The 24,428-nt window shown below is 25.3% G+C and carries 27 protein-coding genes and 1 pseudogene; 23 read left to right on the forward strand and 5 right to left on the reverse strand.

The window, feature by feature from the left end; genetic code table 4:
- Nucleotides 1-77 precede the first annotated feature (77 nt).
- Both ABNT63_RS00310 and ABNT63_RS00315 read right to left on the reverse strand, forming a co-directional pair.
- Nucleotides 78-326 (reverse strand): hypothetical protein, encoded by a 249-nt coding sequence (locus ABNT63_RS00310; protein WP_348735910.1) that lies wholly within the window; start codon nucleotides 324-326, stop codon nucleotides 78-80.
- Complete coding sequence (locus ABNT63_RS00315; protein ID WP_348735911.1) at nucleotides 326-475, reverse strand: hypothetical protein; 150 nt, start codon at nucleotides 473-475, stop codon at nucleotides 326-328. The genes ABNT63_RS00310 and ABNT63_RS00315 overlap by 1 nt, the downstream gene beginning before the upstream one ends.
- 510 nt (nucleotides 476-985) lie before the next feature.
- Between ABNT63_RS00315 and ABNT63_RS00320 the strand changes: the two genes are divergently transcribed.
- Together ABNT63_RS00320 and ABNT63_RS00325 are read left to right on the forward strand one after the other, a co-directional pair.
- Nucleotides 986-1,267 (forward strand): hypothetical protein, encoded by a 282-nt coding sequence (locus tag ABNT63_RS00320; RefSeq protein ID WP_348735912.1) that lies wholly within the window; start codon nucleotides 986-988, stop codon nucleotides 1,265-1,267.
- Nucleotides 1,268-1,779: 512 nt separating this feature from the next.
- Nucleotides 1,780-2,124: a hypothetical protein gene (locus ABNT63_RS00325; RefSeq protein ID WP_348735913.1), complete on the forward strand. Its 345-nt coding sequence runs from the start codon at nucleotides 1,780-1,782 to the stop codon at nucleotides 2,122-2,124.
- A gap of 54 nt (nucleotides 2,125-2,178) precedes the next feature.
- Here the strand turns inward: ABNT63_RS00325 and ABNT63_RS00330 are convergent, their stop codons facing one another.
- Nucleotides 2,179-2,520, reverse strand: a complete 342-nt coding sequence (locus tag ABNT63_RS00330) for a hypothetical protein (protein ID WP_348735914.1) — start codon at nucleotides 2,518-2,520, stop codon at nucleotides 2,179-2,181.
- A gap of 181 nt (nucleotides 2,521-2,701) precedes the next feature.
- Between ABNT63_RS00330 and ABNT63_RS00335 the strand changes: the two genes are divergently transcribed.
- From ABNT63_RS00335 to mgtA (ABNT63_RS00375), 8 genes and pseudogenes are all read left to right on the forward strand, one after another.
- A complete protein-coding gene (locus tag ABNT63_RS00335; protein WP_348735915.1) occupies nucleotides 2,702-3,508 on the forward strand; it encodes a hypothetical protein in 807 nt (268 codons plus the stop codon).
- Between the two features lie 73 nt (nucleotides 3,509-3,581).
- On the forward strand, nucleotides 3,582-5,216 hold the full coding sequence (locus ABNT63_RS00340; protein ID WP_348735916.1) for a hypothetical protein: 1,635 nt from the start codon (nucleotides 3,582-3,584) through the stop codon (nucleotides 5,214-5,216).
- A gap of 179 nt (nucleotides 5,217-5,395) precedes the next feature.
- Nucleotides 5,396-5,680: a pts system IIb component protein gene (locus ABNT63_RS00345; protein ID WP_348735917.1), complete on the forward strand. Its 285-nt coding sequence runs from the start codon at nucleotides 5,396-5,398 to the stop codon at nucleotides 5,678-5,680.
- Between the two features lie 133 nt (nucleotides 5,681-5,813).
- Entirely contained in the window at nucleotides 5,814-5,951 is a 138-nt protein-coding gene (locus ABNT63_RS00350) for a hypothetical protein (RefSeq protein ID WP_348735918.1), read from the forward strand.
- A 75-nt stretch (nucleotides 5,952-6,026) separates the two neighbouring features.
- A pseudogene (gene mgtA / locus ABNT63_RS00355) lies at nucleotides 6,027-8,740 on the forward strand (magnesium-translocating P-type ATPase).
- 189 nt (nucleotides 8,741-8,929) lie between these two features.
- A complete protein-coding gene (locus ABNT63_RS00365) occupies nucleotides 8,930-10,495 on the forward strand; it encodes an APC family permease (protein WP_348735921.1) in 1,566 nt (521 codons plus the stop codon).
- A gap of 370 nt (nucleotides 10,496-10,865) precedes the next feature.
- On the forward strand, nucleotides 10,866-11,102 hold the full coding sequence (locus tag ABNT63_RS00370) for a hypothetical protein (protein WP_348735922.1): 237 nt from the start codon (nucleotides 10,866-10,868) through the stop codon (nucleotides 11,100-11,102).
- Nucleotides 11,103-11,386: 284 nt separating this feature from the next.
- Complete coding sequence (gene mgtA / locus ABNT63_RS00375) at nucleotides 11,387-14,119, forward strand: magnesium-translocating P-type ATPase (protein WP_348735923.1); 2,733 nt, start codon at nucleotides 11,387-11,389, stop codon at nucleotides 14,117-14,119.
- Between the two features lie 70 nt (nucleotides 14,120-14,189).
- Here the strand turns inward: mgtA (ABNT63_RS00375) and ABNT63_RS00380 are convergent, their stop codons facing one another.
- Entirely contained in the window at nucleotides 14,190-15,542 is a 1,353-nt protein-coding gene (locus tag ABNT63_RS00380) for a M17 family metallopeptidase (RefSeq protein ID WP_348735924.1), read from the reverse strand.
- Nucleotides 15,543-15,672: 130 nt separating this feature from the next.
- On the opposite strand from ABNT63_RS00380, the gene pepF reads away from it, so the two are divergent.
- From pepF to ABNT63_RS00445, 13 genes are all read left to right on the forward strand, one after another.
- On the forward strand, nucleotides 15,673-17,469 hold the full coding sequence (gene pepF / locus ABNT63_RS00385; protein ID WP_348735925.1) for an oligoendopeptidase F: 1,797 nt from the start codon (nucleotides 15,673-15,675) through the stop codon (nucleotides 17,467-17,469).
- Nucleotides 17,470-18,389: 920 nt separating this feature from the next.
- Nucleotides 18,390-18,518, forward strand: coding sequence for a hypothetical protein (locus tag ABNT63_RS00390; protein WP_348735926.1), 129 nt, complete (start codon nucleotides 18,390-18,392; stop codon nucleotides 18,516-18,518).
- Nucleotides 18,518-18,802, forward strand: coding sequence for a hypothetical protein (locus ABNT63_RS00395; RefSeq protein WP_348735927.1), 285 nt, complete (start codon nucleotides 18,518-18,520; stop codon nucleotides 18,800-18,802). The genes ABNT63_RS00390 and ABNT63_RS00395 overlap by 1 nt, the downstream gene beginning before the upstream one ends.
- Entirely contained in the window at nucleotides 18,757-19,251 is a 495-nt protein-coding gene (locus tag ABNT63_RS00400) for a hypothetical protein (RefSeq protein WP_348735928.1), read from the forward strand. Before ABNT63_RS00395 ends, ABNT63_RS00400 begins: the two co-directional genes overlap by 46 nt.
- Nucleotides 19,229-19,414, forward strand: coding sequence for a hypothetical protein (locus ABNT63_RS00405; protein WP_348735929.1), 186 nt, complete (start codon nucleotides 19,229-19,231; stop codon nucleotides 19,412-19,414). Before ABNT63_RS00400 ends, ABNT63_RS00405 begins: the two co-directional genes overlap by 23 nt.
- A 95-nt stretch (nucleotides 19,415-19,509) precedes the next feature.
- On the forward strand, nucleotides 19,510-19,776 hold the full coding sequence (locus ABNT63_RS00410) for a hypothetical protein (RefSeq protein WP_348735930.1): 267 nt from the start codon (nucleotides 19,510-19,512) through the stop codon (nucleotides 19,774-19,776).
- 142 nt (nucleotides 19,777-19,918) lie between these two features.
- Complete coding sequence (locus ABNT63_RS00415; protein WP_348735931.1) at nucleotides 19,919-20,326, forward strand: hypothetical protein; 408 nt, start codon at nucleotides 19,919-19,921, stop codon at nucleotides 20,324-20,326.
- Between the two features lie 67 nt (nucleotides 20,327-20,393).
- Nucleotides 20,394-21,614: a hypothetical protein gene (locus tag ABNT63_RS00420; RefSeq protein ID WP_348735932.1), complete on the forward strand. Its 1,221-nt coding sequence runs from the start codon at nucleotides 20,394-20,396 to the stop codon at nucleotides 21,612-21,614.
- Between the two features lie 98 nt (nucleotides 21,615-21,712).
- Nucleotides 21,713-22,168, forward strand: a complete 456-nt coding sequence (locus tag ABNT63_RS00425; protein WP_348735933.1) for a hypothetical protein — start codon at nucleotides 21,713-21,715, stop codon at nucleotides 22,166-22,168.
- Nucleotides 22,169-22,315: 147 nt separating this feature from the next.
- On the forward strand, nucleotides 22,316-22,801 hold the full coding sequence (locus ABNT63_RS00430) for a hypothetical protein (protein WP_348735934.1): 486 nt from the start codon (nucleotides 22,316-22,318) through the stop codon (nucleotides 22,799-22,801).
- Nucleotides 22,802-22,828: 27 nt separating this feature from the next.
- Nucleotides 22,829-23,263 carry a hypothetical protein gene (locus ABNT63_RS00435; protein ID WP_348735935.1) on the forward strand — a complete coding sequence of 145 codons (435 nt, stop codon included), beginning with the start codon at nucleotides 22,829-22,831 and terminating at the stop codon, nucleotides 23,261-23,263.
- Nucleotides 23,257-23,667: a hypothetical protein gene (locus ABNT63_RS00440; RefSeq protein WP_348735936.1), complete on the forward strand. Its 411-nt coding sequence runs from the start codon at nucleotides 23,257-23,259 to the stop codon at nucleotides 23,665-23,667. The genes ABNT63_RS00435 and ABNT63_RS00440 overlap by 7 nt, the downstream gene beginning before the upstream one ends.
- Nucleotides 23,571-24,173: a hypothetical protein gene (locus ABNT63_RS00445; RefSeq protein ID WP_348735937.1), complete on the forward strand. Its 603-nt coding sequence runs from the start codon at nucleotides 23,571-23,573 to the stop codon at nucleotides 24,171-24,173. Before ABNT63_RS00440 ends, ABNT63_RS00445 begins: the two co-directional genes overlap by 97 nt.
- Before the next feature lie 13 nt (nucleotides 24,174-24,186).
- Here the strand turns inward: ABNT63_RS00445 and ABNT63_RS00450 are convergent, their stop codons facing one another.
- Nucleotides 24,187-24,393: a hypothetical protein gene (locus ABNT63_RS00450; RefSeq protein WP_348735938.1), complete on the reverse strand. Its 207-nt coding sequence runs from the start codon at nucleotides 24,391-24,393 to the stop codon at nucleotides 24,187-24,189.
- Between the last annotated feature and the right edge of the window lie 35 nt (nucleotides 24,394-24,428).

Consider the following 24,428-nt stretch of genomic DNA (forward strand, 5'->3'; position numbering starts at 1 on the left):
CGTTTATAATTAATCAACTCACATAAAAGCTAATGTGCCAAAATATATGAATAGCTATGGATCAGTTATAATAAATATTAAAAGCCTTTAACCATGACACGGAAAAAGTTTAATATTTTAATAATTACTCAAATTCCAAATGGAATTAAAATAATTCAAGCATCACCTAAAAAGGTCATTAATTGTGGTAACACAGCATAAACAGCATCTTTAACTTTCATCATTGCTTGTCCCAAACCGCTTCAAATAGAATCCATTCCACCTGAAATAATAGGAGTATTTGTAGCTAGAAAATTAACAGCTGTTGTTAAATACATACCTAACATTATTCTTTATCCTCATTGTTTTCAATTTCTTTTTTATCTTTTTTCTTACCTCGAATTTGACGAATTTTTTGATAAATCGATAAACCAATTCAAGCAAGAATTCCTAAAATAATAACAATACTAAATATTCATGTTAACCATACTGGCATAATTTAATTTCCCTAAAAATTTAGTTTGCGCGACACGCTCCGCGTGTTCGCTACGCTCAAAAATAAACAATATTGAATAAATTACCGCTAATAAATTACGCGGATAATTTATTCATTTTCTTTTACATTATTAGTTACTATCTTATTAACAGTATTAATAACATTATCTTTTCCATACTTAGTTACTAAGGACCGCAAAATAAAATATTGCTTTGTTTGCATAATTTCAACTCCTTAAATTAAATTTTCTATACATAAAAGAAAAAACAAGATTATATCTTGTTTTTAACTAACAACCCGTATCTTTGCAAAGGTCCCAAAATTTAATAAAAATAAAATTTTAGTTTTTAAAATTTAATGCGGACATCAATATATAAAAAATAGTAAACCATTTTCATTTATGCAATGCTACAATCAGGGCAGACTATGAGAAAAGTTTTGTTTGTTTTTGCTTGTATTTTAAATTAACAAATTATTGTTTATTAATAAAGAAAGCGAGGTAAATATTAAATGAAAAAGATATTAGCCTTATTAACTAGTTTATCAGTAAATAATATATTTGTTACTTCTATTGTGAATTGTACATTTTGTTCAAATAATTCAGAAAAAGTAAATTTACCAAATGAAAATATTAATGCTAAACCTAATGGGGATTTTCAAGATGTGAAAGTATCAATAGATGATGAAACAAAAGATGATAAAACAATAGATAATGAAACAAAACCATATTATGAATATACAATGTTAGCAACCGGTAATGGTTTATTTCAATTTATAAAAAAGGTGATATAGCGATTGTTTATGATACTGGAATTGGTGGGTCACCACGTGCATGAAATACTAAATTATATAATGGTAATATTTAACCAACTAAGGTTTTAAAAGAAAAGGGAATTAATAAGATTTTGGCTATTTTTTTCAGTCACTTTCATACTAATCATTATTCAAATTTCAGAAGTATCTTAAATAATTTTCAAGTTGATAATATTATTTTTATTGATGAAGCAAATGAATTTATGAAAAAATTTAGTGATTCAATTAGCCCTAATACAAAAATTTATGATAAGTTGGAAGAATTTTATATTTTTTAGGGTATTAAATTTCATAATTGAAGTTATTATGCAAAAGATTTTCTTGAAAAAGAAAGTCATAAAAAACAAGTAAATCGAAATAATTTATCAAATGTATTATATTTTAAAATTGGACCAACAGATTTTTTATTTACTGGTGATGCTGAAAAAGAACTTGGAGAGGTTATTGCTAGTCAAAAACATGATATTTTCAAAAATATTGATATTTATCAAGTGCCACATCATGGAAATAAAAATTCTCTTGATAAATCGTTTTTTAAAAAATTAAGTCCAGAAAATTGTTATATTCCAGCTACATATGATGAGGAAAATACATCATGACGTAATTTTATGGGAGCAGCAAGCCACAAATTTCCAGATGGTAATATTATTATTGAACAATTAAAAGAAAGTGGTTGTAAAGAAATTAGTATGACAGGAAAACCATATAATGGTTTAACAACTAGTCAATTAGAAAAAAATAATAATACTGAAGTGACAATTACTATTTATTTAGATAAAAACAAGCAGATTATTGGTAAAAAATATTTTAAAAATACGATTTTAAATTCTCTTTAGATAAAAGTAATTAATTAAAAAAAATAATATATTTAACCAAATGTATTATTTTTTTTAATTAGAAGAATCTTTTTCATTTAATTCTCCTTCATTTTTAGCTTTTTCATAAATCTCAATAATTGCTTTATGACGTAAATATTCTTCTTCTGAAATATTCTGAATAAGGCGTTCTTTAATTTCCTCTTCAATAAATAAAGAAAGATATTTATTTAAAGTATTAACTGCGTGATTAATTTTATCATTTTCTGTAACAAAATCATTAATTAATTCAAATTTTTCTTCTCATGATAAGTTATTAACAAATTCTAAAATAAATCTTGGATTCTCTTTAATATATTCTGATAAGGGTTTATCAACATGTTCATCGATAAAAAGATCAATTTTTTCTGGCAACATCGCTGTTTTTATCTCCTACTATATTTTTTAATAATATTAATAATTTTTAATTATTGACATTATTAAGCTCACTTTAATTATAACATTTATTTTTAAAAAACATTTTTGCATTTTTGACAATAAATCTATATAATATTTGCAAATAAGGTAAAATAATTCTTTAAAGGTAAGGTGTAGTAAAATGAATAGGCTATTTGAAATTAATTATATTGATTGACCATTAATATTATTTATTGCCAAGGTATTAGTTTTTTTTGCTGTTGTTTATTTTGCTTCATATCTTACAAATCTTACTGTTTTAAAGAAAAAAACAAAACAAAGTTTAACAATTATCTTTTTAGTTGGAATTCAAACTAGTTTTTATTTTTTACTAATGGATACAACGAATTTATTGGTTCTTCGTAGTCTCCTTTCCTTAACAGTTTGCTTAATTAGTTTATGAATCTTAATTGGTAAACAATTGCTTCATAATTATTATAATGATTCAATTATTTGTCTTTTTTCAATTATATTTAAAGTTAGTTTAATAACAATATTTGCAATTCATAAAGCTAGCATCAAAGGCTCAGACAATATGATTATTCTTATTTTTCTAGTTTTTATTTCATTTATTGCAACAATATATTTTTTTAAACAATATTGAACAAAATATTTAAAAATTGTCTTAATTAATAAAATTTTAGCTTATATCAATACATTTAAGCCATTTCATCGTGCTTTAAATGAAACTAATATTTCTCTTGTATTATTTTCACAAAATGTTTTTGTTTTAATTTTCCTTGCTTTTTCTTTTAATAGTACAATTATGTTTAAAAAACTTTCATTAATTTTAAAACAACAAAATATTAGGGAAAATTTTAGTTTCATTAATTTATGTGAATTAGATAATGTTATTAAGTCTTTGCAAATGCATATGCTAGTAAATAAACGTAGTGAAAAAGAATTAAAAATTATTGTAAATGGTTATCAACGAGAGTGTTTAAATTAGTATAGTCTTCTAAATGTTATTTTTAATTAAATAAAATTTTACAAGTTAAAAAATAAAAAAGGAGATATAAATAATGAAAAAAATTTTATTTATCTTAAGTAGTGTTATTTTAACAAGTTCACCTGTTTTTGGCTTGAGTGGATGTGCACCTACCCCTGCTGGATACCGTGATATTTATACAACAAGTGGGGGAGATAATGATAACAATAGGGGAACTAGTGTTGATTATGAAAAAAATCGAATTATTAAACGATTAACTAGTTTTAGTGAATTGTCACCTCTTGTTGTTGATAGTGATGAATATCAAAATGTTAACAATGATGCTTCTTTCAGCATTTTAGAAAGTAAATTTAAAGAATTTAGTGATGATTTAATGCTAACACAAACAAATTTTACGCCTATTGAAATTGCAGAAGATGGAACTGCTCATTATGGAGAATTAACAGTTGTTGCTGATTATAAAGATAAAGAATTAACTAATCCAAAAACAAAAGATTCAAATTTTTTAATTCCTGTTGCTACTAATAATTTAAAATGAACAAATGATACAGTTCAAAAATTAAATAAAAGTATGACGATGGTTTTAACTAAAATGATTCTTCCCTTTCAAGGCATTACCTTAGCAATTGGCAAGATTTTATCGTTGGTTACAACGTTTCATCTTTTTGATAATTTACCAAAAGTTATTCCAACTTCATTTAATGCGGATGATGAAAATTGAAAAAAATGAGAAGCCTTTGTTAATAATGAATTAATGAATTTACCACTTGCTGATGAAATGCTTAAAAATGGTGAAATTAATGAAACAATAAAGAAAGATCTCTTGTTAGGTACTACTGCAGAAATAAAAATTAAAGCAAAATATCTTAATATTTTAAATAGTTTAGTACCAGATATTATTCATTTCCGTAATTTTGTTCTTGAGAAACGTGAACAACAAAAATCACAAAATTTGATCTTATTACTATTACAATATTTATTTGAAAAACCACGAGAAATTAACAATGATGGGTTTTTAGATGTTAATAAAAATATTCAAAGTACTAAAAATAAAAAAGAGAACCTTCAATTTAGTACTAATTTAGAACATATTTTACATAATTTGTTAGAAGGATGAAAAAGCAAAAGTGGTGAATGGTCAGATAATAGAACTCCAATTTCAATTGTAGTAAAAGTTGATTGATTAATATCAACTACAACGATTAATATTAAATATGAAAAAATTTCGGCAAGTTGATGACAATTAACATCTGGGACAGAGGGACTTATTGATATTCTTTCTATTGATAAAATTAAAGTATTTATTAACCAATTATTTAATTACGATTTAACAACTGATTTATCAATAAAATTAAAACTTATTAAGTGAGATTTTAATTTTTCAATTCCACTTAATGGACAAATTAAAAAACTTATACCATTAATATTAAAAATTAGTGGACATAGTAGTGATGCAATTGATAATACTGCTGTAGAATTAGTTAGTGGATTAGTTCAAATTGAATATCAGGATGAAAAAGGAGGGGCATGAAAAACAGCTACTGAAATTACTGATTTAGCATCAGCACTAGAAATACAAATTAATATTAATAATATTAAGTTTAAAGTTAAATCAATTAATGATCCGATGATTTTACTTGAAACAACTAATCCGGATTTACATCTAGTCTTTATTCCAGATATTGATTCTAAAATTTTTGGGAAATAGCTATTTTTAAAAAATAAAATAGGAAAAGAATACTTTAATTATTAATTAACAGAAGTATTCTTTTTATTTTAAGAAATTATTGAATTAATTTAATGTAATAACATTTTATTGTTATGATTGCATTTTAAATTATAATCAGTATAATTTAAAAAGATTATAAGTAATAAATGGAGGTCTAAATGATAAAAATTGTTTTAATTTGTTCAGCAGGAATTAGTGCTAATCGAATTTTAGATAAGATTAATAATGTTATTGTTAAAAATAATTATGATATGCAATTTTTTGTGATAACACCAGAGCAATTAGATAATAATTACAATATTATTTTATCAGCTCCTCAAGTAGAATATTTATCAACAAAAGTAGTTGCTATTGCGAAGAATAGCAAAGTTGCTGTGTTACCATCAGAATTATATATTAATAATGATTCTAAAGGGATTATTGATTTTGTTAATACGTTATAAGTTCAAATTTTTTGTTAAAAATTTTTGTTTTATTCAATTTTACGATAATTTTTTTAAATAAGGCATATTTGCCTTATTTTTTATGCTAAAATATACAGGTATTATTTTTAAGAAAGAAAGAGTGGTGATTTCTATGCTTGGACAGCAGGAACAGTCCGGACTGTTTTTACAATTAAGCCGGATTATTAAGGGTATTAATTTTTACAAAAGTAATACATTATTTAATATTGTTTCTGACCATCAAGAAGATAATCATCGCAGTTATTTATAATTGCTACTATTTTTAGTCGTGTTAATTTATCTTATTTTGTTGTGTCATGAAACAAAGTAAGAGAGGAAACAAATCATGTTTGGAAAAGATAGAACAAAAGAAGCTTTATTAAAAAAGCTAAGTTTTAATGATAAAAAATTAAAAGCATGTTCAAAACTTAACCAACCTGAATTATTAAATGAATTTAAAAGTAATCAGTTTGGGATAAAGACAGCTGATGTCGAAGATTTACAAAAAGAATATGGACACAATAAAGTAGATACTACTAAATTTAATTGAGTTCTAAACTTTTTTAAATCATTTTTTGGACCTTTTAATTTAATCCCAATTGCGATTAGTATTTATAATTTTTATGAGTATTTTTCAACTCCTATTGCAGAACGGGGAATTGCTGATATTTTACCAGCAATTATTGTAGCAGTTATGATTTTTGCAAGTGGAACAATTGTTTATATTCAAACAATAAAAGCACATTTTGTAACGAAAAAATTAATTAATATTGTTAGTAATAAAGCAACAGTGATTCGAGATGGTAAGGGATATACTGACATTAATTACGAAAATATGTTTGAATTAATCAAAAAATCAGAAGATATTGATGTTCGTGATTTAGTACCAGGAGATTTGATTTACTTATCAAGTGGGGATATGGTTCCTGCTGATGTTCGTATTTTAGTTAGTCGTGATTTATTTATTAATCATGCTTCGTTAACCGGAGAATCAATGCCAGTTGAGAAACATGCAACAACAGATAAGGTTAATTTATTAAAATTAGAAAACATTTGTTTAATGGGTACAAGTGTTGTTTCAGGTAGTGCAATTGCAATAGTTATTCAAACGGGAGTTAAAACATATTTTTTGTCAATTTCAAGTGTATTGCAAGAAAAACGCCCTTTAACTAATTTTCAAACAGGAGTGCAACGAGTAACATTCCTATTAATTATGTTTGTGTTGATTATGGCACCAATTATTTACTTAATTTACTCAGGAACAAAAAGTGATTGATTAGGAGGAATAACATGAACAGCGGCAGCTATTGTTGGAATTATTCCTGAAATGTTGCCAATGATTGTGACAAGTAATTTATCACGAGGAGCTCGTAAAATGAGCCACAGTAAATTAGTATTTAAAAATTTAGGGGCAATTCAAAATTTAGGGGCAATTGATGTTTTATGTACAGATAAAACAGGAACTTTAACAAATGATAAAATTGAGTTAATTAATTATGCTAGTTTCGACAATAAAAAAGAACCAGATTTATTGAAATTATTATACTTAAATAGCTATTTTCAAACTGGAATTAAAAATCCACTAGATTCAGCAATTATTGATTATGTTAAAGAAAGTACACATTATTTTGCTCCTGATAAATATCAAAAAGTTAATGAAATTCCATTTGATTTTGAACGTCGTCGTTTAACAATTATTGTTAAAAATGCAGCAGATACAAAATTAATTTCAAAAGGAGCAATTGAAGAAATTATTAATGTTTCAAATAAAATTTATTATCAAAATAAAATTGTTGACTTAGATGATGAAATGAGAAAACAAATCATTAAGACGGTAACCCGTTTGAATGATCAGGGATACCGTGTGTTATGAATTGGTTATAAAGTTGTTAATGAAAATCAAAAGGTTTATAACATTAATGATGAAAAAGATTTAATTTTTTATGGTTATGCAACATTTTTAGATATTCCCAAACCATCAGCATCAAAAATGGTTAAAGTATTAGCTACTCGTGGTGTTGAATTAAAAATTTTAACAGGAGATAATGCTGCTGTAACGCGTTCGATTTGTGATCGTGTAGGAATAAAAATTAAAGGAATTATTTCTGGGGAAGAATTAGATAAATTGACTGACTATGAATTAAAACATGCGGTTGAAATTAATAATGTTTTTGTTAAATTAAATCCAACGGAGAAATCACGAATTTTAGTTTGCTAAAAGCGAATAATCATGTTGTTGGTTTTATGGGTGATGGCATTAATGATGTGCCTGTATTACGACAAAGTGATATTGCAATTTCAGTTAATAATGCAACTGATGTTGGTAAGTAAGCATCAGATATTATTTTATTAGAAAAATCATTAGATGTAATTGAACAAGGAATTAAACAAGGACGTTTAACATTTGGAAATATTTTAAAATATATTAAAATAACAATGGCTTCACAATTTGGAAATGTTTTTACTTTAATTATTGTGGCTTGATGAATTCCATTTACGCCAATGTTGCCAGTTCAAATGTTATTTCAAAATTTAATTTATGATTTTTCACAATTTGCAGTCGTATTTGACCGTGTTGATGAAGATTTCTTATTACAACCACAGCGCTGACGTACAAAAGGTATATTATCATTTACCTTTGTTAACGGCCCAATTAGTAGTGTTTTTGATGTAATAACCTTTATTATTTTAGGGTATGGGTTTGGTGTCTTTAGTGCATATCATGCTGATCCTATTTCGGCAAATGCCACTTATCATGTTGCAATTTTTCAATTGGGTTGATTTATTGAAGGATTAATTACTCAAACCGTTGTTATGTTAATGTTTAGAACAAAACAAATTCCATTTATTCAATCAAAACCAACTTGACCAATTAATGTTGCCATAGGAATTGTTGTATTATTAGGATTCTTAATTCCATATGCATTGAACAATGTCTTTTCAATGACAGCACCACCATTAGTATATATTCCAATCGTCATAGGAGTTATTAGAGCGTATTGTATCACTGCTCAATTATCAAAAGTTGGTTATATTAAAGTGACAAAAAATTGATTATAAAATAATTTTAAAGATAGTTAAAAGGAATGTTTATTTATGATAACCATTCCTTTTAATTATTATTTTAATGTTAAAATAATTATCAGATTTATGTTAAAATTTTGATTATGGAATAATATAGTAAGTATTATTTAAATTTTCATAGTTTTAAAAAACAATAAAAATGAGCAAGAATGATGAGGTGAAGTTATGCAGAAAAAAACAGCACAAAAATATGGATTTTTTATGTGTTTTTGTATGGTTGTTGGAACAGTTGTTGGAACAGGAATCTTTTTTAAAAATGAAGGTGTATATGGATTAACTAATGGGAATGGAGTTCTAGGTTTAATTGCATGGATAATTGGTGGTCTAATGGCTCTCTTATTTGGATTATCATTTATGGAAATTTCATCAGCAAAACAAGATTCAAATTCAGGTATTGCTTTGTATGCAAAGATGTTCGGGGGAAAATGGTTTGGTCGTGTAGTGAGAAACGCTATGAACCATATTTATATTCCGTTAACAACTTTTACTGTTGCTTATTATACAACAAAAGCTTCAATTTGGGCTTTTGGTGGTGGTTTGACCGCAGAAATCGTATTTAGTGAAAAAGTTGGAGGTTATGCTAATTATCAATTAATTTTAACGATTTTTTCAATTATTTATACTGTTTTATTAATTTATATTTGTACTTATTTAGAAAAAACAGGAAAATATATTCAAATGACAACCGTTGTTTTAAAATTAATTCCATTAATTTTAATTGGGTTAATTGGAATGTTCTTTTTTAACAACGACCCTAATGCATTAAGTAAGAGTGGTTTAGGTGATCTTGATAAATATAAATTAATTGCAAATAAAACTGGATTGGAAATGATTTTAATGGCTTTGCCAGGGATTCTATTTTCATTTGATGGTTTTTTATCAACAACATATATCCAAAAGGATGTTAAAAAACCAGAGCGAAATATTCCATTAGCTTTAGTATTAGGTTTAGCATCAGTAACAATATTTTATTTACTTGTTTCAATTGGAACTTTAAATTTAGATGCTAAAGGAAGTGTTGTTGCTGCTGCGGGTAAAATTTTTAGTGATCCGATTATTAATAAAATTTTTGAACGAATTATTTTCTTCTTTATTTTAATTAGTGCTTTTGGAACTTTAAATGGATATAGTTTTTCTTTAGTTAAGCTAAGTCATTCATCAATTGAAGATAATTTTATTATTGGTGCAAAACTATGGAATAAAATTATGAAAAAATATAGTATTAATTTTGCAATTTTTTTAGCATCAGTTATGATTACATTAATATGAGGACTAATTATGGGTATTCCAACTATTTTTGCAAAAGAAACTTATAATTTTTACGATTTTATTAGTAATGCAGGTGTTGTGATGGCATTTCTAATGTATGGAACAATTATTGCTTTGGGAATATGAAATCGTTATCATCAACGGATTGCAACAATTAAAAATTGATATTTTCTTCCAGCTGCAGTTATTAGTGTACTTTGTATTATTGCTATTATTGGATATAATATCTATTCATATTTTTTAAATGCTATTGTAATGCCAGAAAAAACTGGTTCCATTTTAGCAATTGCATTATTATTGCTAATTTTAGTTTTGCCATGATTTGGGATATGAATGAAAGATAATGATACAATTAATAAAAAGTTAACTATGACAATGCCATTTAATGATAAAAATTCTAGTAAGGATTTAAAAAGAAATTTAGTAGAAAAGTCAGATACAAAAGAAAAGGATAAGACATAAATAATTTATTAAATGCTATAATGTTTTATTAATGTTCAACTTTGTTATAATAAAATAGTATTAATTTAAAGTTATATTAAAAAGAGAAAGGATATTATTTCATAAAAAAAATACTAGCTTTTTTAGGAACAATTAGTATAATTCCTAATGTAAATACCTGTAATAGGTGCTGTAAGTATGTATGATAAACTAACAAGTTTAGCACAAACTAGTAGTAAAAGTAGCATAAATAAAATTACATATTCTTATAATTTTTTTTACGGAAACAACAATTTTATATGCTGTTTTTGAACCCTCATTTTAAGAACATATTAAAGTTAATTATAGTATTAATAGCAAATTAGGTTTTAATAATTTGTTGATAAATAGAATGTTTAAATCTGTTGAAATTGATTCAAATGTTAATGAAGAAAAATATCTTCTTGGATTAACAGAACAAATATATGATAATTGAGAGACTATTAATTCTGTTTGAAATAATAGTGATAAGTTGTCTCCTATTAAAATAGAAGTTTCAATTGCAAAACGAATGAATTCAGATTGATTTGACCTCCATAACATATTTTATGTTTCAAACTATATTTCTACTACAATACAATCTAATTAACCAGTTTTTATTGTTAGGTTATTAAAAATAAGAGTACTAAAAATTTTAATGTATTCTTATTTTTTTATTAATTATGTTTTATTTAAATTATTTTCGTTATAATTAACATAAGAATAAAATTATGAGAGGCTAAGGTGAAATTATTTAAAAAGGATAAAAAATATTATTGATTTAGGAATTTTATTACTTTAAGTCTTATTTGATTTATAAATTGTTAATGTATGTGTTAAAAGTCTTAAATTTATAATTTAGGTAAAAATATTTTTTAAGAAAGGGGTCTTGGAATGGCAAAAATAATAACTAAATTTAAGGGAAATAATAAAGAGTTTAAGGAGCGAAAAAAAGAAATTGGTTTTTTAAAAACTGATGAGATTAAACAAATTTCCCATTTTTCTCAAAGCGAAATTTTAGAACATTTTGAACTTAAAAATTTTGGTTTAACTTATGATGAAGCAGAAGAAATGGGTAAAAAATATGGTGATAATTCACAAGAAAAAATGAAATTTCATTGATTTAAACATTTTTTAAAAGTATTGTTAAATCCTTTTAATATTGTTTTGGCTTTAATTGCGACCTATAATATAATTAGTTATTTTACTTTAGGTGGCGATAGTTTTGAAGTTATTGGAGTGATTATTATTGCTATTATGATTATTATTAGTACTACAATTGCATATGTTCAAGATATCCGCAGTTTTTTCGTGACAAAAAAACTAACAGATTTAGTTAGTAACACAATTACAGTAATTCGATTAGAATATGATGAAAAAGTTTCTGAAGTATCAGTTAAAAATAATACTAGTTTAATTCGAGAAGTAAAAGAATTAGAAATTCATGAATTAGTACCAGGTGATTTAATTTATTTATCAAGTGGGGATATGGTTCCTGCTGATGTTCGAATATTATGAAGTAATGAACTTTTTATTAATCAATCCAGTTTAACCGGTGAGTCGTTACCTGTTGAAAAACATGCTAGTTATAACCGTCATAAAGCAAGTTTACTAGAGTTAGAAAATATTTGTTATACGGGAACAAGTGTTGTTTCAGGTAGTGCAATTGCAGTTGTTATTGGTGTGGGAACAGAAACATATTATGCGACAATTTCAAAAACATTACAAGTTAAACCACCAGAGAATAGTTTTAATCGTGGAATTAAAAGAACGACTTGATTATTATTATCATTTATGTTTGTAATGGTTCCCATTGTTTTTATTATCAATGGAATTACAAAAAATGATTGGTTATCTGCTTTATTATTCGCTATTTCAGTTGCTGTTGGTTTAACTCCAGAAATGTTACCAATGATTGTGACTTCTAATCTTGCTCGTGGTGCCAGTCGAATGAGTAAAGCCAAAGTAGTTGTTAAAAAATTAGAAGCAATTCAAAATTTAGGGGCAATTGATGTTTTATGTACAGATAAAACAGGAACTTTAACAAATGATAAAATTGAATTGGTTGATTATCAGTTATTAGATAATAAAAAAGATGATCGTTTATTAACATATTTATATTTAAATAGTTATTTTCAAACGGGATTAAAAAATCCTTTAGATAAAGCAATTATTAATTATATTGATAATCATCATTTATCTAGTTTTAAGGATGATTATCAAAAAATTGATGAAACCCCCTTTGATTTTAATCGGCGTAAATTAACGGTTGTTGTTTCAGGTAAAGATAAGCATCACACTTTAATTTGTAAAGGGGCAATTGAAGAAATTATTAAAAATTGTACAAGAATTGAATATAAAGGAAAAGTTGAAAAGATAACAGAAGAACATTTACGAATGATTTCTGCAACAGCAGAACGAATGAATAGTGAAGGATTAAGAGTTATTGGATTAGCATATAACCATGGTCATGATGCCGATACTTATTATTCAACAAAAGATGAGAAAAATTTAATTTTTTATGGTTTTGTTTCTTTTCTTGATAAACCAAAACCTTCTGCAGCAAAAATGATTCAATTATTGCGAAAAAATGGAGTACAATTAAAAATTTTAACGGGTGATAATGAACAAGTCACAAGAGCAATTTGTGATCGAGTTCATTTAAAAATTCGTGGTGTTATAACTGGCGATTATATTGAAAAATTAAGTGAATTTGAACTCCGTGATGTTGTTGAACAAAATAATATTTTTGTTAAATTAAATCCATTACAAAAAGCAAAAATTATTATAGCTTTAAAACAAAATCAACATGTTGTCGGTTTCATGGGTGATGGAATTAATGATGCACCTGTTTTACGCCAAAGCGATGTTGCAATATCTGTTGATAATGCAACTGATATTGCAAAAGAAGCATCAGATATTATTTTATTAGAAAAGTCCTTATTAGTTATGGAAAAGGGAATTATTCAGGGACGACAAATTTTTGGAAATATTTTAAAATATATTAAGATTACAATAGCTTCTAACTTTGGAAATGTTCTGAGTATTTTAATTGCTTCAGCATGATTACCATTTCAACCAATGATGCCAATTCAAATTCTATTTCAAAATTTATTATATGATATATCCCAATTGGCAGTAGCATTTGATAAGGTTGATGTAGACTTTTTATCAAAACCACAAACTTGAACAACAAAGGATATTTTACCGTTTGTTTTTGTTAATGGACCTGTCTCCTCAATTTTTGATATTTTAACTTTTGTTGTTATGGGCTATTATTTTGGGGTTCTTGCCAATCCACAACACATCACAGCTGAACAAATTACTTTATTTCAAACAGGTTGATTTGTTGAAGGATTAGTGACCCAAACCTTAATTGTTCAAATGTATCGAACAAGAAAAATTCCATTCTTTCAATCAATGCCATTATGGCAATTATTGGTATCCAGCATTGCCGTCATTTTGATTGGAATGACCTTACCATTTACATCATTAGGGCCAAAACTAAGTTTAGTACCATTACCTGCAATGTATTTTGCTTTCTTTGCTGCATTAGTGATTGGATATTGTTTAATGAGTCAAGGAGTCAAAGATTTATATATTAAAATTTTTAAGCGATGATTATAGATTTACTTTTAGTAAATCTATTTTTAATGCAAAATAAAAAAAACATCTTGCTTTTACAAGATGTTTAAAATTATTCTTTAAATAATTCAAATAATGTTTTAATCATTACTCCAGTTCCACGCCCATCTTTAGTATCCGCTGTCCCAGCGATGTCTAAATGAATATATGGTTTTTCTTCTACAAATTCACATAAAAAGGCAGCAGCAGTTGAACTACCAGCAAAGCGTGAACTTTCAGCATTTGTTAGATCAGCAATTGGTGTTTTACGCATTACAGCAGTATGTTCTTCTAAAATTGGCATTCTTCAAATTCCTTCATGAGCTTTAGAAGCTGCTTGTGCAAATTGTTCATATCATGCATCATTATTAGCAAAAACACCAGTTAATCATTTTCCTAAAGCTACTAGAATTGCACCAGTTAATGTTGAGGCTTCAATTAATTTATCCACATTTAATTTACGTATAGCATAAGTAATACCATCAGCTAGAACTAATCTTCCTTCAGCATCAGTATTATCAATTTGAACAGTTTTTCCGTTCATTGATGTAATAACTGATTCAGTTAAAGTTGCTTTTCCTCCAATTCGATTTTCTGTTAAACAAGCCACCGCAGCAATATTTGTTTTAACTTGTGCTTTTGCTAAAGCTAATACTGTTGAACAAACAATAGCTGCTCCTGACATATCAAATTTCATTCCAGTTAATGCTGTTGATGGCTTTAAGTTATATCCACCACTATCAAAGGTAATTCCCTTTCCTATTAAGCCAACTTTTTCTTTTTTATTACTATCACCTAGATATTCTAAGATAACAACTCGCGGTTCTAAATAGCTTCCCGCATTAACAGCTAAAAGTAAACCCATTTTTTCTTTTTCAATTTCTTTTTTATCTAAAACTGTTACTTTTAAATTTGGGATTCCTTTTGCCATTGTTGTAATTTTTTCAGCAAAAAATTCTGGATACATTAAATTTGGTGGTGTATCTTGTAACATACGAGCAAAATTAACAAATTCCATTTTAATTTGAATTTCTTTAAAAATAGTAGGTGCCTTGTCACAGTTATGGATTAAATTAATTGTATAAACTGATTTTTCTTTTTTATCTGTTTTTAAATTATAATTATCATTTAAAGCATATAATATTCCTTCTGCTAGTGCTTTAAAAATATGAGTATTTGCTTCAGCACCTTTTTTGAAAGTGTTAATATCAATATTTAAACTATATTTAATTGTTTTCATAAAATTTTGGATAAAATCTTCAACATTTTTAAAAGTTAATGCTTTTTCGAAATAAGCATAAATTGTTTTTTCTTCTGAAATTAAAGTTGTTGCACCGTTTTCTTGGACAACTAATGGGTTGATTTCATCACCCTTAAAAATTGCTTTTAGTGTTAAATCTTGTTTTTTGTCATTTAATAATACCATTGTAAAATTCCTTCTTTCTATATAGATAATTATATACACAATATTATAACATTATCTAGAATAACAATAAAAATATTTTGTTTTCCGTTATAATATAAAAAGGTAAATTTAGAAGAAAGAGGAGAAAAGAATGAAACGAAATGAAGCACCAGCACAATATAAATGAGATTTCAATCATTTATATTCCAATCATGAAGCATGGAAAAAAGATTTAGCAAAAATTGTAAAAAAATTAGAAGAAATTATCACCTTTAAAGGAAAATTAAATCAAATGGCTGTTTTTAAAAAATATATTTTTTTAGATGAAGAAATTGATTTAATTGCAAATAAAATGGGACAATATTTACATATGGGTGATATTAATACAACTGATTTATCATATCAAGAATTAGCAGGAACTTATTCAAATACTTTAAATCAAATTTCAAGTCAATTAGCTTTTGTTGCTCCCGAATTAAAAACAATTGGTGAAAAAACAATTATGACATGAATTAAAGAAGATTCTGCATTAAGTGCATATGAATATAGTTATCGTAAGTTTTTTAAAAATGCAAAATATATTTTATCAGAACGTGATGAAGAAATTTTAGCTTTAGTAACACTGTCACGAAGTGTAGCTTATGAATTGTATGATTTATTAGCATATGCTGATAAAAAGCCAACTTTTATTGATTATCAAGGAACAAAAACAGAATTAACAAATACTGTATATAGTGAAATTATGGAGAAATCTGATCCATTAGGTGAACAAGAATTTCGAATTAAAACAGCACAATTGTTTTCTGAACATTTAGTTGATAAAAAACATTCTTTTGCACGAATTTATGAGGGAATCATTCAATATAGTGTTGAATCTGTTCGCTTACGTGGTTATAAAAATACTTTACAAGCATCATTAAATAATGATGATGTATCTGAAGAAATTTATGCAAGTTTAATTAAATATGGTCGTGAAAATAGTCATTTATTTGTTCAATATAATGAGTTATTAAAAAAACATTTTAAATTTAAAAAGTTTTATCTAACTGATCGTAGTTTGAAGTTAGTTAAAAACATTGCATCATTAGATAAGAAATATACTGTTGAAGATTCAAAAAAAATGATACGTGAATCCCTACAACCATTAGGAAATGAATATTTAACCCAATTAGAGTTAGTTTGAAGTGATCATCGCATTGATTACTTTGAAGATACTAATAAACGTAGTGGTGCTTATTCATCTGGTGGTTCAGGAGTTCAACCAATTATTTTAATGAATTGAGATGATACAATTGGTTCAGTTAATACATTAGCACATGAAGCCGGTCATTCTGTTCACACATTATTAGCAGATTTAAATAATAAATATCCATTAAATAGTTATCCAATTATTTTAGCAGAAGTTGCTTCAACAGTTAATGAACACTTATTATTTGATTATTTATATAAATATGCTGAAAGTAAAGAAGAAAAAATTTATTTATTACAAAATCGAATTGATGAAATTATGGCAACTTTCTTTCGCCAAATTCATTTTGCTGATTTTGAATTATCTGCGCATAAAATGGTTGAAAATAATGAGCCATTAGATGCTGATAAATTAGCAAATCTTTTTGATCAAAAATCTAATGAATTTGGTTATACTGTTTTTGATAAACATGAGTTACAACAAAAGACATATAGTTGACCACGAATTTTACATTTATTTCATTCACCATATTATGTTTATAAATATGCAACTTGTATTGTTGCTTCATTTAAACTTTATAATGATGTCATTAATGGCCATCCAGAATATTTACTAAATTTTTTAAAACAAGGTGGTCGTAAAGAACCATTAGCAATTTTAAAAGATATTGGAATTGATTATACTGATGCTAATGTTTATAATGGCTTGATTACAAAATTAACAGAAATGATTAATAATCTTACTCAGTTATTAAAATAACGTTATATTAGTTATATTATATAAAAAAATTTATTATATTAAAAATAAAAATAAAAAATATTTTGTCAAATTATTTTTAAAAATATTTGTTTAAATTATAAATAATTTGATAAAAATTAATTTTATTTTTTTTTTGTAAATTGTAAATGCAAATGCATCACTTTATTGAAAAAGAATAAAGTGCTTTTTATTTTGTAAAAAATACTTATATTTATTGGATTAATCGTTAGATAGTATCTTTTACACTTAATAAAATATGTTTTTTCAGAAAAATCCATCCTTTCTTTTCTTAAAAAATTTTGAATAATTGTTTTATTTAGTTGTTAGTTAATTGTTAAATATAGTTACTAAAAAATATATTTAATAAACAAAGAATTAAAAAAGATAATGAGATAAAAAAATAAAGATACTATCTAACGATTAATCCAAAATTCAATCTTTAAAACTTAATATTTTTTGATGCTTAAAGATGGATAACTCATCTATGGCACGAAGTTTTAAAGAAAGTGTGAAAGCGATTGGATTTACTACTCCTATTTATTTCTTTTAATTCTTAGCAAGATTAATCACTTGTGAAATGTCAGAGCATGTGTTTTTTGGCTTGTTTTCATAAAAAGAGTGCTGTTAAACCAAAAAAAACAATATCGGATACTAAAAAACAAGAGGGAGGAGCTCCAAAAGGTTATTTTCTTTATATAAAGTTGTGTAGGGATGGATGAAGCGTAATTAATAACTAGGTAATTTTTTTTGTTTATTTCCGTATGGGGTAAACTCTATCAAAATATCCTATCCGCCCCCGCTCACCTTCAAAGTGAAGCGGGCGGCGAAGTAATTAAATACTAAAATAAATTATTTACTAAATATCAAAATATTAACTAATAAGGGAATATTATGTTTTTTTACAAAAAGGAAAATATTTGATGAAAAAATGAAATAAAAAAATTAAAAATAAATTACAAGAATTAATGATATTAGCTTATCCAGTAATGGTAAATAATATTAATGATGAAATTTGATCAACAAATAAAAAAATTAAGAAGTATATATAATGACAGAATATAAAAGTTTGTATATTAATAAAACTTGAAATGAAATAACAACATCTTTTGATTGAGTTAATTGTCAACCTATTAATTGTCGTATTTCACATCATAAAAAGCATTATGATTTGCAATGTTTAGAATGAGCAAAAATGTACTTAATTTTATTTGAAAACAAGTGAGATATTATTGCTTCTTATATGCAACATTACAAAATTAACGATATTTTAGATTTAGCATCAGATGGATGAAAAATATTACAAATTGACAAAAAAATAAACCAGATAAATTAAAATATATTATTGCAATTGACCCTGCTGGAATTGGTCAAACTGGTATTATTATTTATAATGTTTTACAAAATAAAATAATTAATAATATTACTTTTAATTCCAAAAATGAAGAAGAAGCAATAAATAATATGTATTTAATATTAAATGAGTTTAAAAATAAAATTTGTTCTTATTTAAATAAAGTTATTGTAATAATTGAAGATTTTCAATTTCACAAAGGTTTAAAAATAAAAAATCCATTATCTACTCCTAAATTCATTGGTGGTTTAAAAGTTTTATGCAAATATCTATTTAATTTAAATTATGTTTTACAATCACCAGTTGTTAAGAAAAATTATATTTATAAAGGAAATATTAAAATGACAGAGCACGAATTAGATGCTTGAAAACATTTACAATATTTTTTAAAAAAGGAAGTGATAAATAATGACAATAACAGAATCAATTAAATTTAACAAACTTAAAGAAGAAAATGAAACACTTAAAAAAGAACTTGCTGAAAAAGAGCAAGAAATAAATAGTTTTAAACAACAAATAGATATGGCACATAATTTTAATCAAAATTTAGGTAGTGAAATTGAAGAATTAAAACAACAACAATTATATAAATAATATTTTTACAAAAATCCATATTCAACAGGTTCTATCGATTGAATATTAGTTGACAGTTCAAAATATGACAAATTATCTAATAAGGATGTTAAATAATGTCTCAAACAAAAAGTAATTTACTTAAAAAATCAATAACTAATAAACCTAAAATAAAAAATAAAAAAGTTAATAAGTTAGAATTAACTGTTAGATTACATGAAAATCCTATTAAAACAAAAATTAAGGCTCTTGTTGCTGGTGGCGTTGAAGTTGATTCTTGTTTGGCTAAATGTCAGTTAGAAGGATTAAATTACTCAACATTATCAATATATAACCCATCTGTTTTAACTGAGTTTTTGAAATTAAAAAAAATAATGAGATAAAAATTAAAGGCTCAGTATTTAATCAGTTAAATATAAAAACTAAACGCTATTTTTTGTCTTTTAGAGTAGATAGTTTTGAAATTATACAAAAAGCGATTAGAAAAAGAACAAATACAAATATTAAAAAATAGGAGGAAAAACAATGGCATTAAAAAATGTAAAATATGTTCTTATTGATGAAAATAGTGAACCTATTAAAAATGAAGATGGTAGTTTAGATATTAAAACTGCTGAAATTATTTTAGAAAATACTGCTGAAGTTGAAGAATTTAATTCAAGTAATTTAGAAAATAATAATCAGCAAATCAACGAACTACAAGCAAAAAATACTGAGTTAACTTCACAAATTGAACAACAAACAATTCAACTAAAACAAATTGAAGTAATTGATTTTATTAATTCTTTAACTGATAATGAAGATTTTAAAAATGTTTTATTAAAATTTTATGATATTACTGATGATATTGAAATCATTAAAACACAATTGCAAAGTGTTTATGATGAATTAATTAAGGTACAAACAGTTAATACGGGGGCGTACCAAAAGTAGAAAACAAAAAAAACAATATTTTAGATACAGACAATGTATTTAATAAATAGAAAGAAGGAATAAAAATATGGATCCAAAAAGAATTTTTGGCGATATTGTTAACCAATCAACAGTTAATGATAGAGAAACGTTTGAAACTTGATATTTACAAACTTATCAACAAAAATTAAGTTGAGAAGCTTTATTTGCGTGAAAAGAAGAAAATAAATTTGGTTTAACATATAAAAGAAAGAAAAATATTAAATATAATGAAGGTTTGGGAAAAGATGGACAAGTATTTAATATCAATGATAATCTTCTAAAATATTCAACAGTAGAATTTGAAGATGGAGTTGTTGAATTAGATATAATTTTAACTTTTGCTCGTAAATTAGACCCTGTAGAAAATGATTTTAATCCTAATCTTTGGGCTGCCGATATTGAGCAAGTAATGGATACTGAGGTTGCTTATAAACGCAATAAAATTTTAGAAATTATTAATAAAGGAACAGTTACAACTATTCAAGGCAAAAAAGCAGATGATACAAATGCTTTACAAATTCATGATGAAATTATGGATAAAATATATGAAAACGGCTTTACTCCATCAGAAACAATTGTTTTAGGTTCGGCTGATTTTATTCGTGGAATTCGTAATAAATTACAGTTACAACTTGGAGCAAACGACCAAATAAATAGTGTAATTAAAACAAGTGGAGCAATGAAAACTGTTGAAGAAACAACATACTATATGGTTCCTAAAAAATTACCAATTATTAATAAAGATGGTTCAGAAGGAACAATTGAATTATTATCAGATGGTGTTAATGCAATTACCCTTAAGTTTAGCAAAAAATATGACCCTCTTATTTTACGCAAAAAAGATCATACTCCGTTAAGAGTTGGTGCTGCTGCGTTAGGTACTGGAATGGGTAATACTTTAATTATGGAAAGAGTTTTATATTTAGGTGGAGCAGTGGTTGAACCAAAAGGAATTATTAAACATATTGTTTCAAAAATTGATATTAGTAAAATTAATAAATTAGATAAACCAACTATTCATGTTGCAGACCCAACAAAAACAACAGCCGAACAGTTAAAACCACAATTTAAAGATGTTGTTTTAAAAGCAGTAAAAGCAGTAAATAGTTCTTTAACTGAAAGTGATTTTGATTACTTTATTGAAAGTGCTGGTGTTGATTGACCAATAAATATTACAAATGATACCAATCTTTTTGTCCAAATTGAAAGTAAAAACAACGCTACTGGTCAAACAAATCCGATTGATGTTAAAATTAAAAATTCTTAATAGTACTAAAAAATAGTAATTTTTCGTTTGATAAATGATATGCCAATTGGAACATCTAAAACAGCCCTTATTTATGCTGTTAAAAAAATCCAACTAGATTGTCAATCCAACAACAAGAAAAAAGTTTTGGTTTACAGTTATTAGAATTTTTAGGAATTCAAGTTTTAGTTCTTGGTTTATCAGTTTTAACTGGTGGTATTGTTTCGGCTGTTGGTCTTGGTGCGGGATTATCTAATTTTGCCGCAGCATTTATCTCGTTTGGAGTAGAAACAGCAACCGATTTTGCCGTAAATCAAATATATGATAAATTAAAATCAGAAGTAACAGCAAAAAGTACCGCCTTAAATTTATTACCAGCAATTGGTGGAATTGGTAAATTAACGCGTGCTGTTCGAACAACTAGAATTTTAAAATTAGCAAAAGAAACTAAACTACTTGAAAAATTAGGTGTAATAACTGCTAATAATTTAGAAGATGTTGTAAGGCAAGTTACAGGTAAAAAGATTTTATCTGATAAATTAATATTTGATTTTACAAAGCAGGATAATAATTAAACTTTATTATATACAATTGGAAAATTAGCCCGAAATGATTTTTATAAAGGTTTTAAAGTTTCTAATTTAGAAACAATTAATAATTTATTAAAAATTGAGAAAAATATTCAAAAAATAAGTCCTAAATTAGTTCAAAAAATACCACGCGTGAATGAAAAAAATGCTAATAAATGATTGTCTGAATATGGATTAAATATTGATAAAATAAGTAAAATTAATACTAATGAGTGATATAACATTATGACTAATCTTCATAAAAAAGGTGTTGGTAAAAATCTACTATTAAATGCTAATTTAATGCGTGGTAGCAAAGTATACAATAATAAATTATTAAATATCTTGCACCAAACACCAATTAAATTAAATAAAATTTTAAATCATTTAAACCCAAATTTTTATATTCAAAAATTAACTAAAAAATTATTAGCCCAAATTGAAAAACAAATAATTACTATTAAACAAAAAGTAATTAATAAAATTATTGATAAAACTAAAAAATATTGTCTAAATTTAAAACTAAGGCTATTAAAAAAGGCCAATTATTACCTTTTGCTTATGGTTTTGATGTTTTTTAGCAGTAAAAATTGTTCCTTTATCAGTTGCGGGTGAAGTTGCTTTAACAATATATTATAAAAATCCTAAATATGCCCCATTGTAGTTATGACAACTTTAATCAAAGCAGAACAGTTTGTTTTGGCTCCTGAACCGTTTAAATTCTATATGAACAGTGAATGGTTTATTGGTTGGGGATTTAAAAAAACAAGTTTGTTTAATTTAGTTTCTTTTGTCCCGCTTGCTTATCAGCAAGTAATAAAAGATAGTTTTAAAATATATCGGACAATTGCTAAGATATTAAAAATGCAAGAACAATTTAAAAATAACTTTAATAAAGATAAATTGTTAAATACGCTAGAAGATAGTGCGGTTACTAGTTTATTGGGTAATGGACTAGTATTTCAAGCATATAAACAACTCAGAACAAAACAAGATTTAAACAAAACAATTAAAACAAAAACACTATTAAATAGTAAAAAGTTTATTTTAAATAAAATATATTCTAAAAAAATAAATGATAAGGAGATGATTAAATGTTAAATGAATTATGACAAAATGTTACTTTGGAAAATTATAATAATTTTATTCCAATAACAGGTAAAATTACACAAGTTCCAGTTCGTTATAATAAGTTCTTTAAAGGTGATGTAGAATTATGATTTAAAACATTTGCTTTAAGAGCCCAAAATATGATTAATTCTTACTTAAACTATCCATTTTCAAAACTAAAGTTTGAAACATTTAAAGATCTATTATTAAAGAAAATTTGTATTAATATGGTGTGTTTATTACGATTGAGCATTGAACATTTAACCGCATTCCAATTGAATTTTTTACTTCGGCAAATATGAGTGTTGGTGATATTAATTATTCATCGCAAAATGACCATATGATTACTTGACAAGGTTTATTGCCTACCTATGCAAAATCATTGGCTAATTTAACAACTTTAAAGAAAATTTTTCGTACTTTTCAAGAAGAAGGTATTGATTTAACTATGATAGATTTAGAAGCATATTATATACAATTAGAAGTTGATGCTTTATTAGAAAAAGAAAAAACTGAAAGAATAGAAAATGATGATAAATTAGATAAAAAAATTGATAATTTATCAAATGAAACAAAAGAAAATTTAGATAAAAAACAAGATAAATTAACAAAAAATTCTAATATAGAAATTGATTATATAACTTGTAAAAGATATGTTAGTTCTAAAAATATATACATATATGGTGATTTAAGTTTTTATAATGACCTAAAACCCGAAGATATACCAAGATTTACAAAAATAGTCAGAGAAGTACAAAATAATATTCAAGTACCAATAACAAAAATCATTAATGATAAGTCAATAGATGAAGAAGTACCAACATCAAAAGCAGTCTACAATTCCATTACATATGATAATAATCATTTATGGAAAAAATTATTAATCATACCATGGAATTAATTAATGATAAATTTTATGTAATAGTATTAAAAGAATTAAATTGAATTAAATTTTCTGGTTTATTTCAGAAAAATTCAAAATTTTGAATATCATATTTATCTTGTAAAACACAACCATTTAGCGAATTAATGTTTGGTATCGCTCCTAATTCTTTATATTTTAAATTTAGTAATGATAATGGCAAAACTTGAAATGATTTATCTGGTTTTGACCCTAGCATTTATTAATATCATAGTGAAGGGACACCTATATAGA

Source organism: Spiroplasma endosymbiont of Ammophila pubescens (genome assembly GCF_964020965.1).
In the GTDB taxonomy this organism is placed as follows: Bacteria; Bacillota_I; Bacilli_A; order Mycoplasmatales; family Mycoplasmataceae; genus Spiroplasma.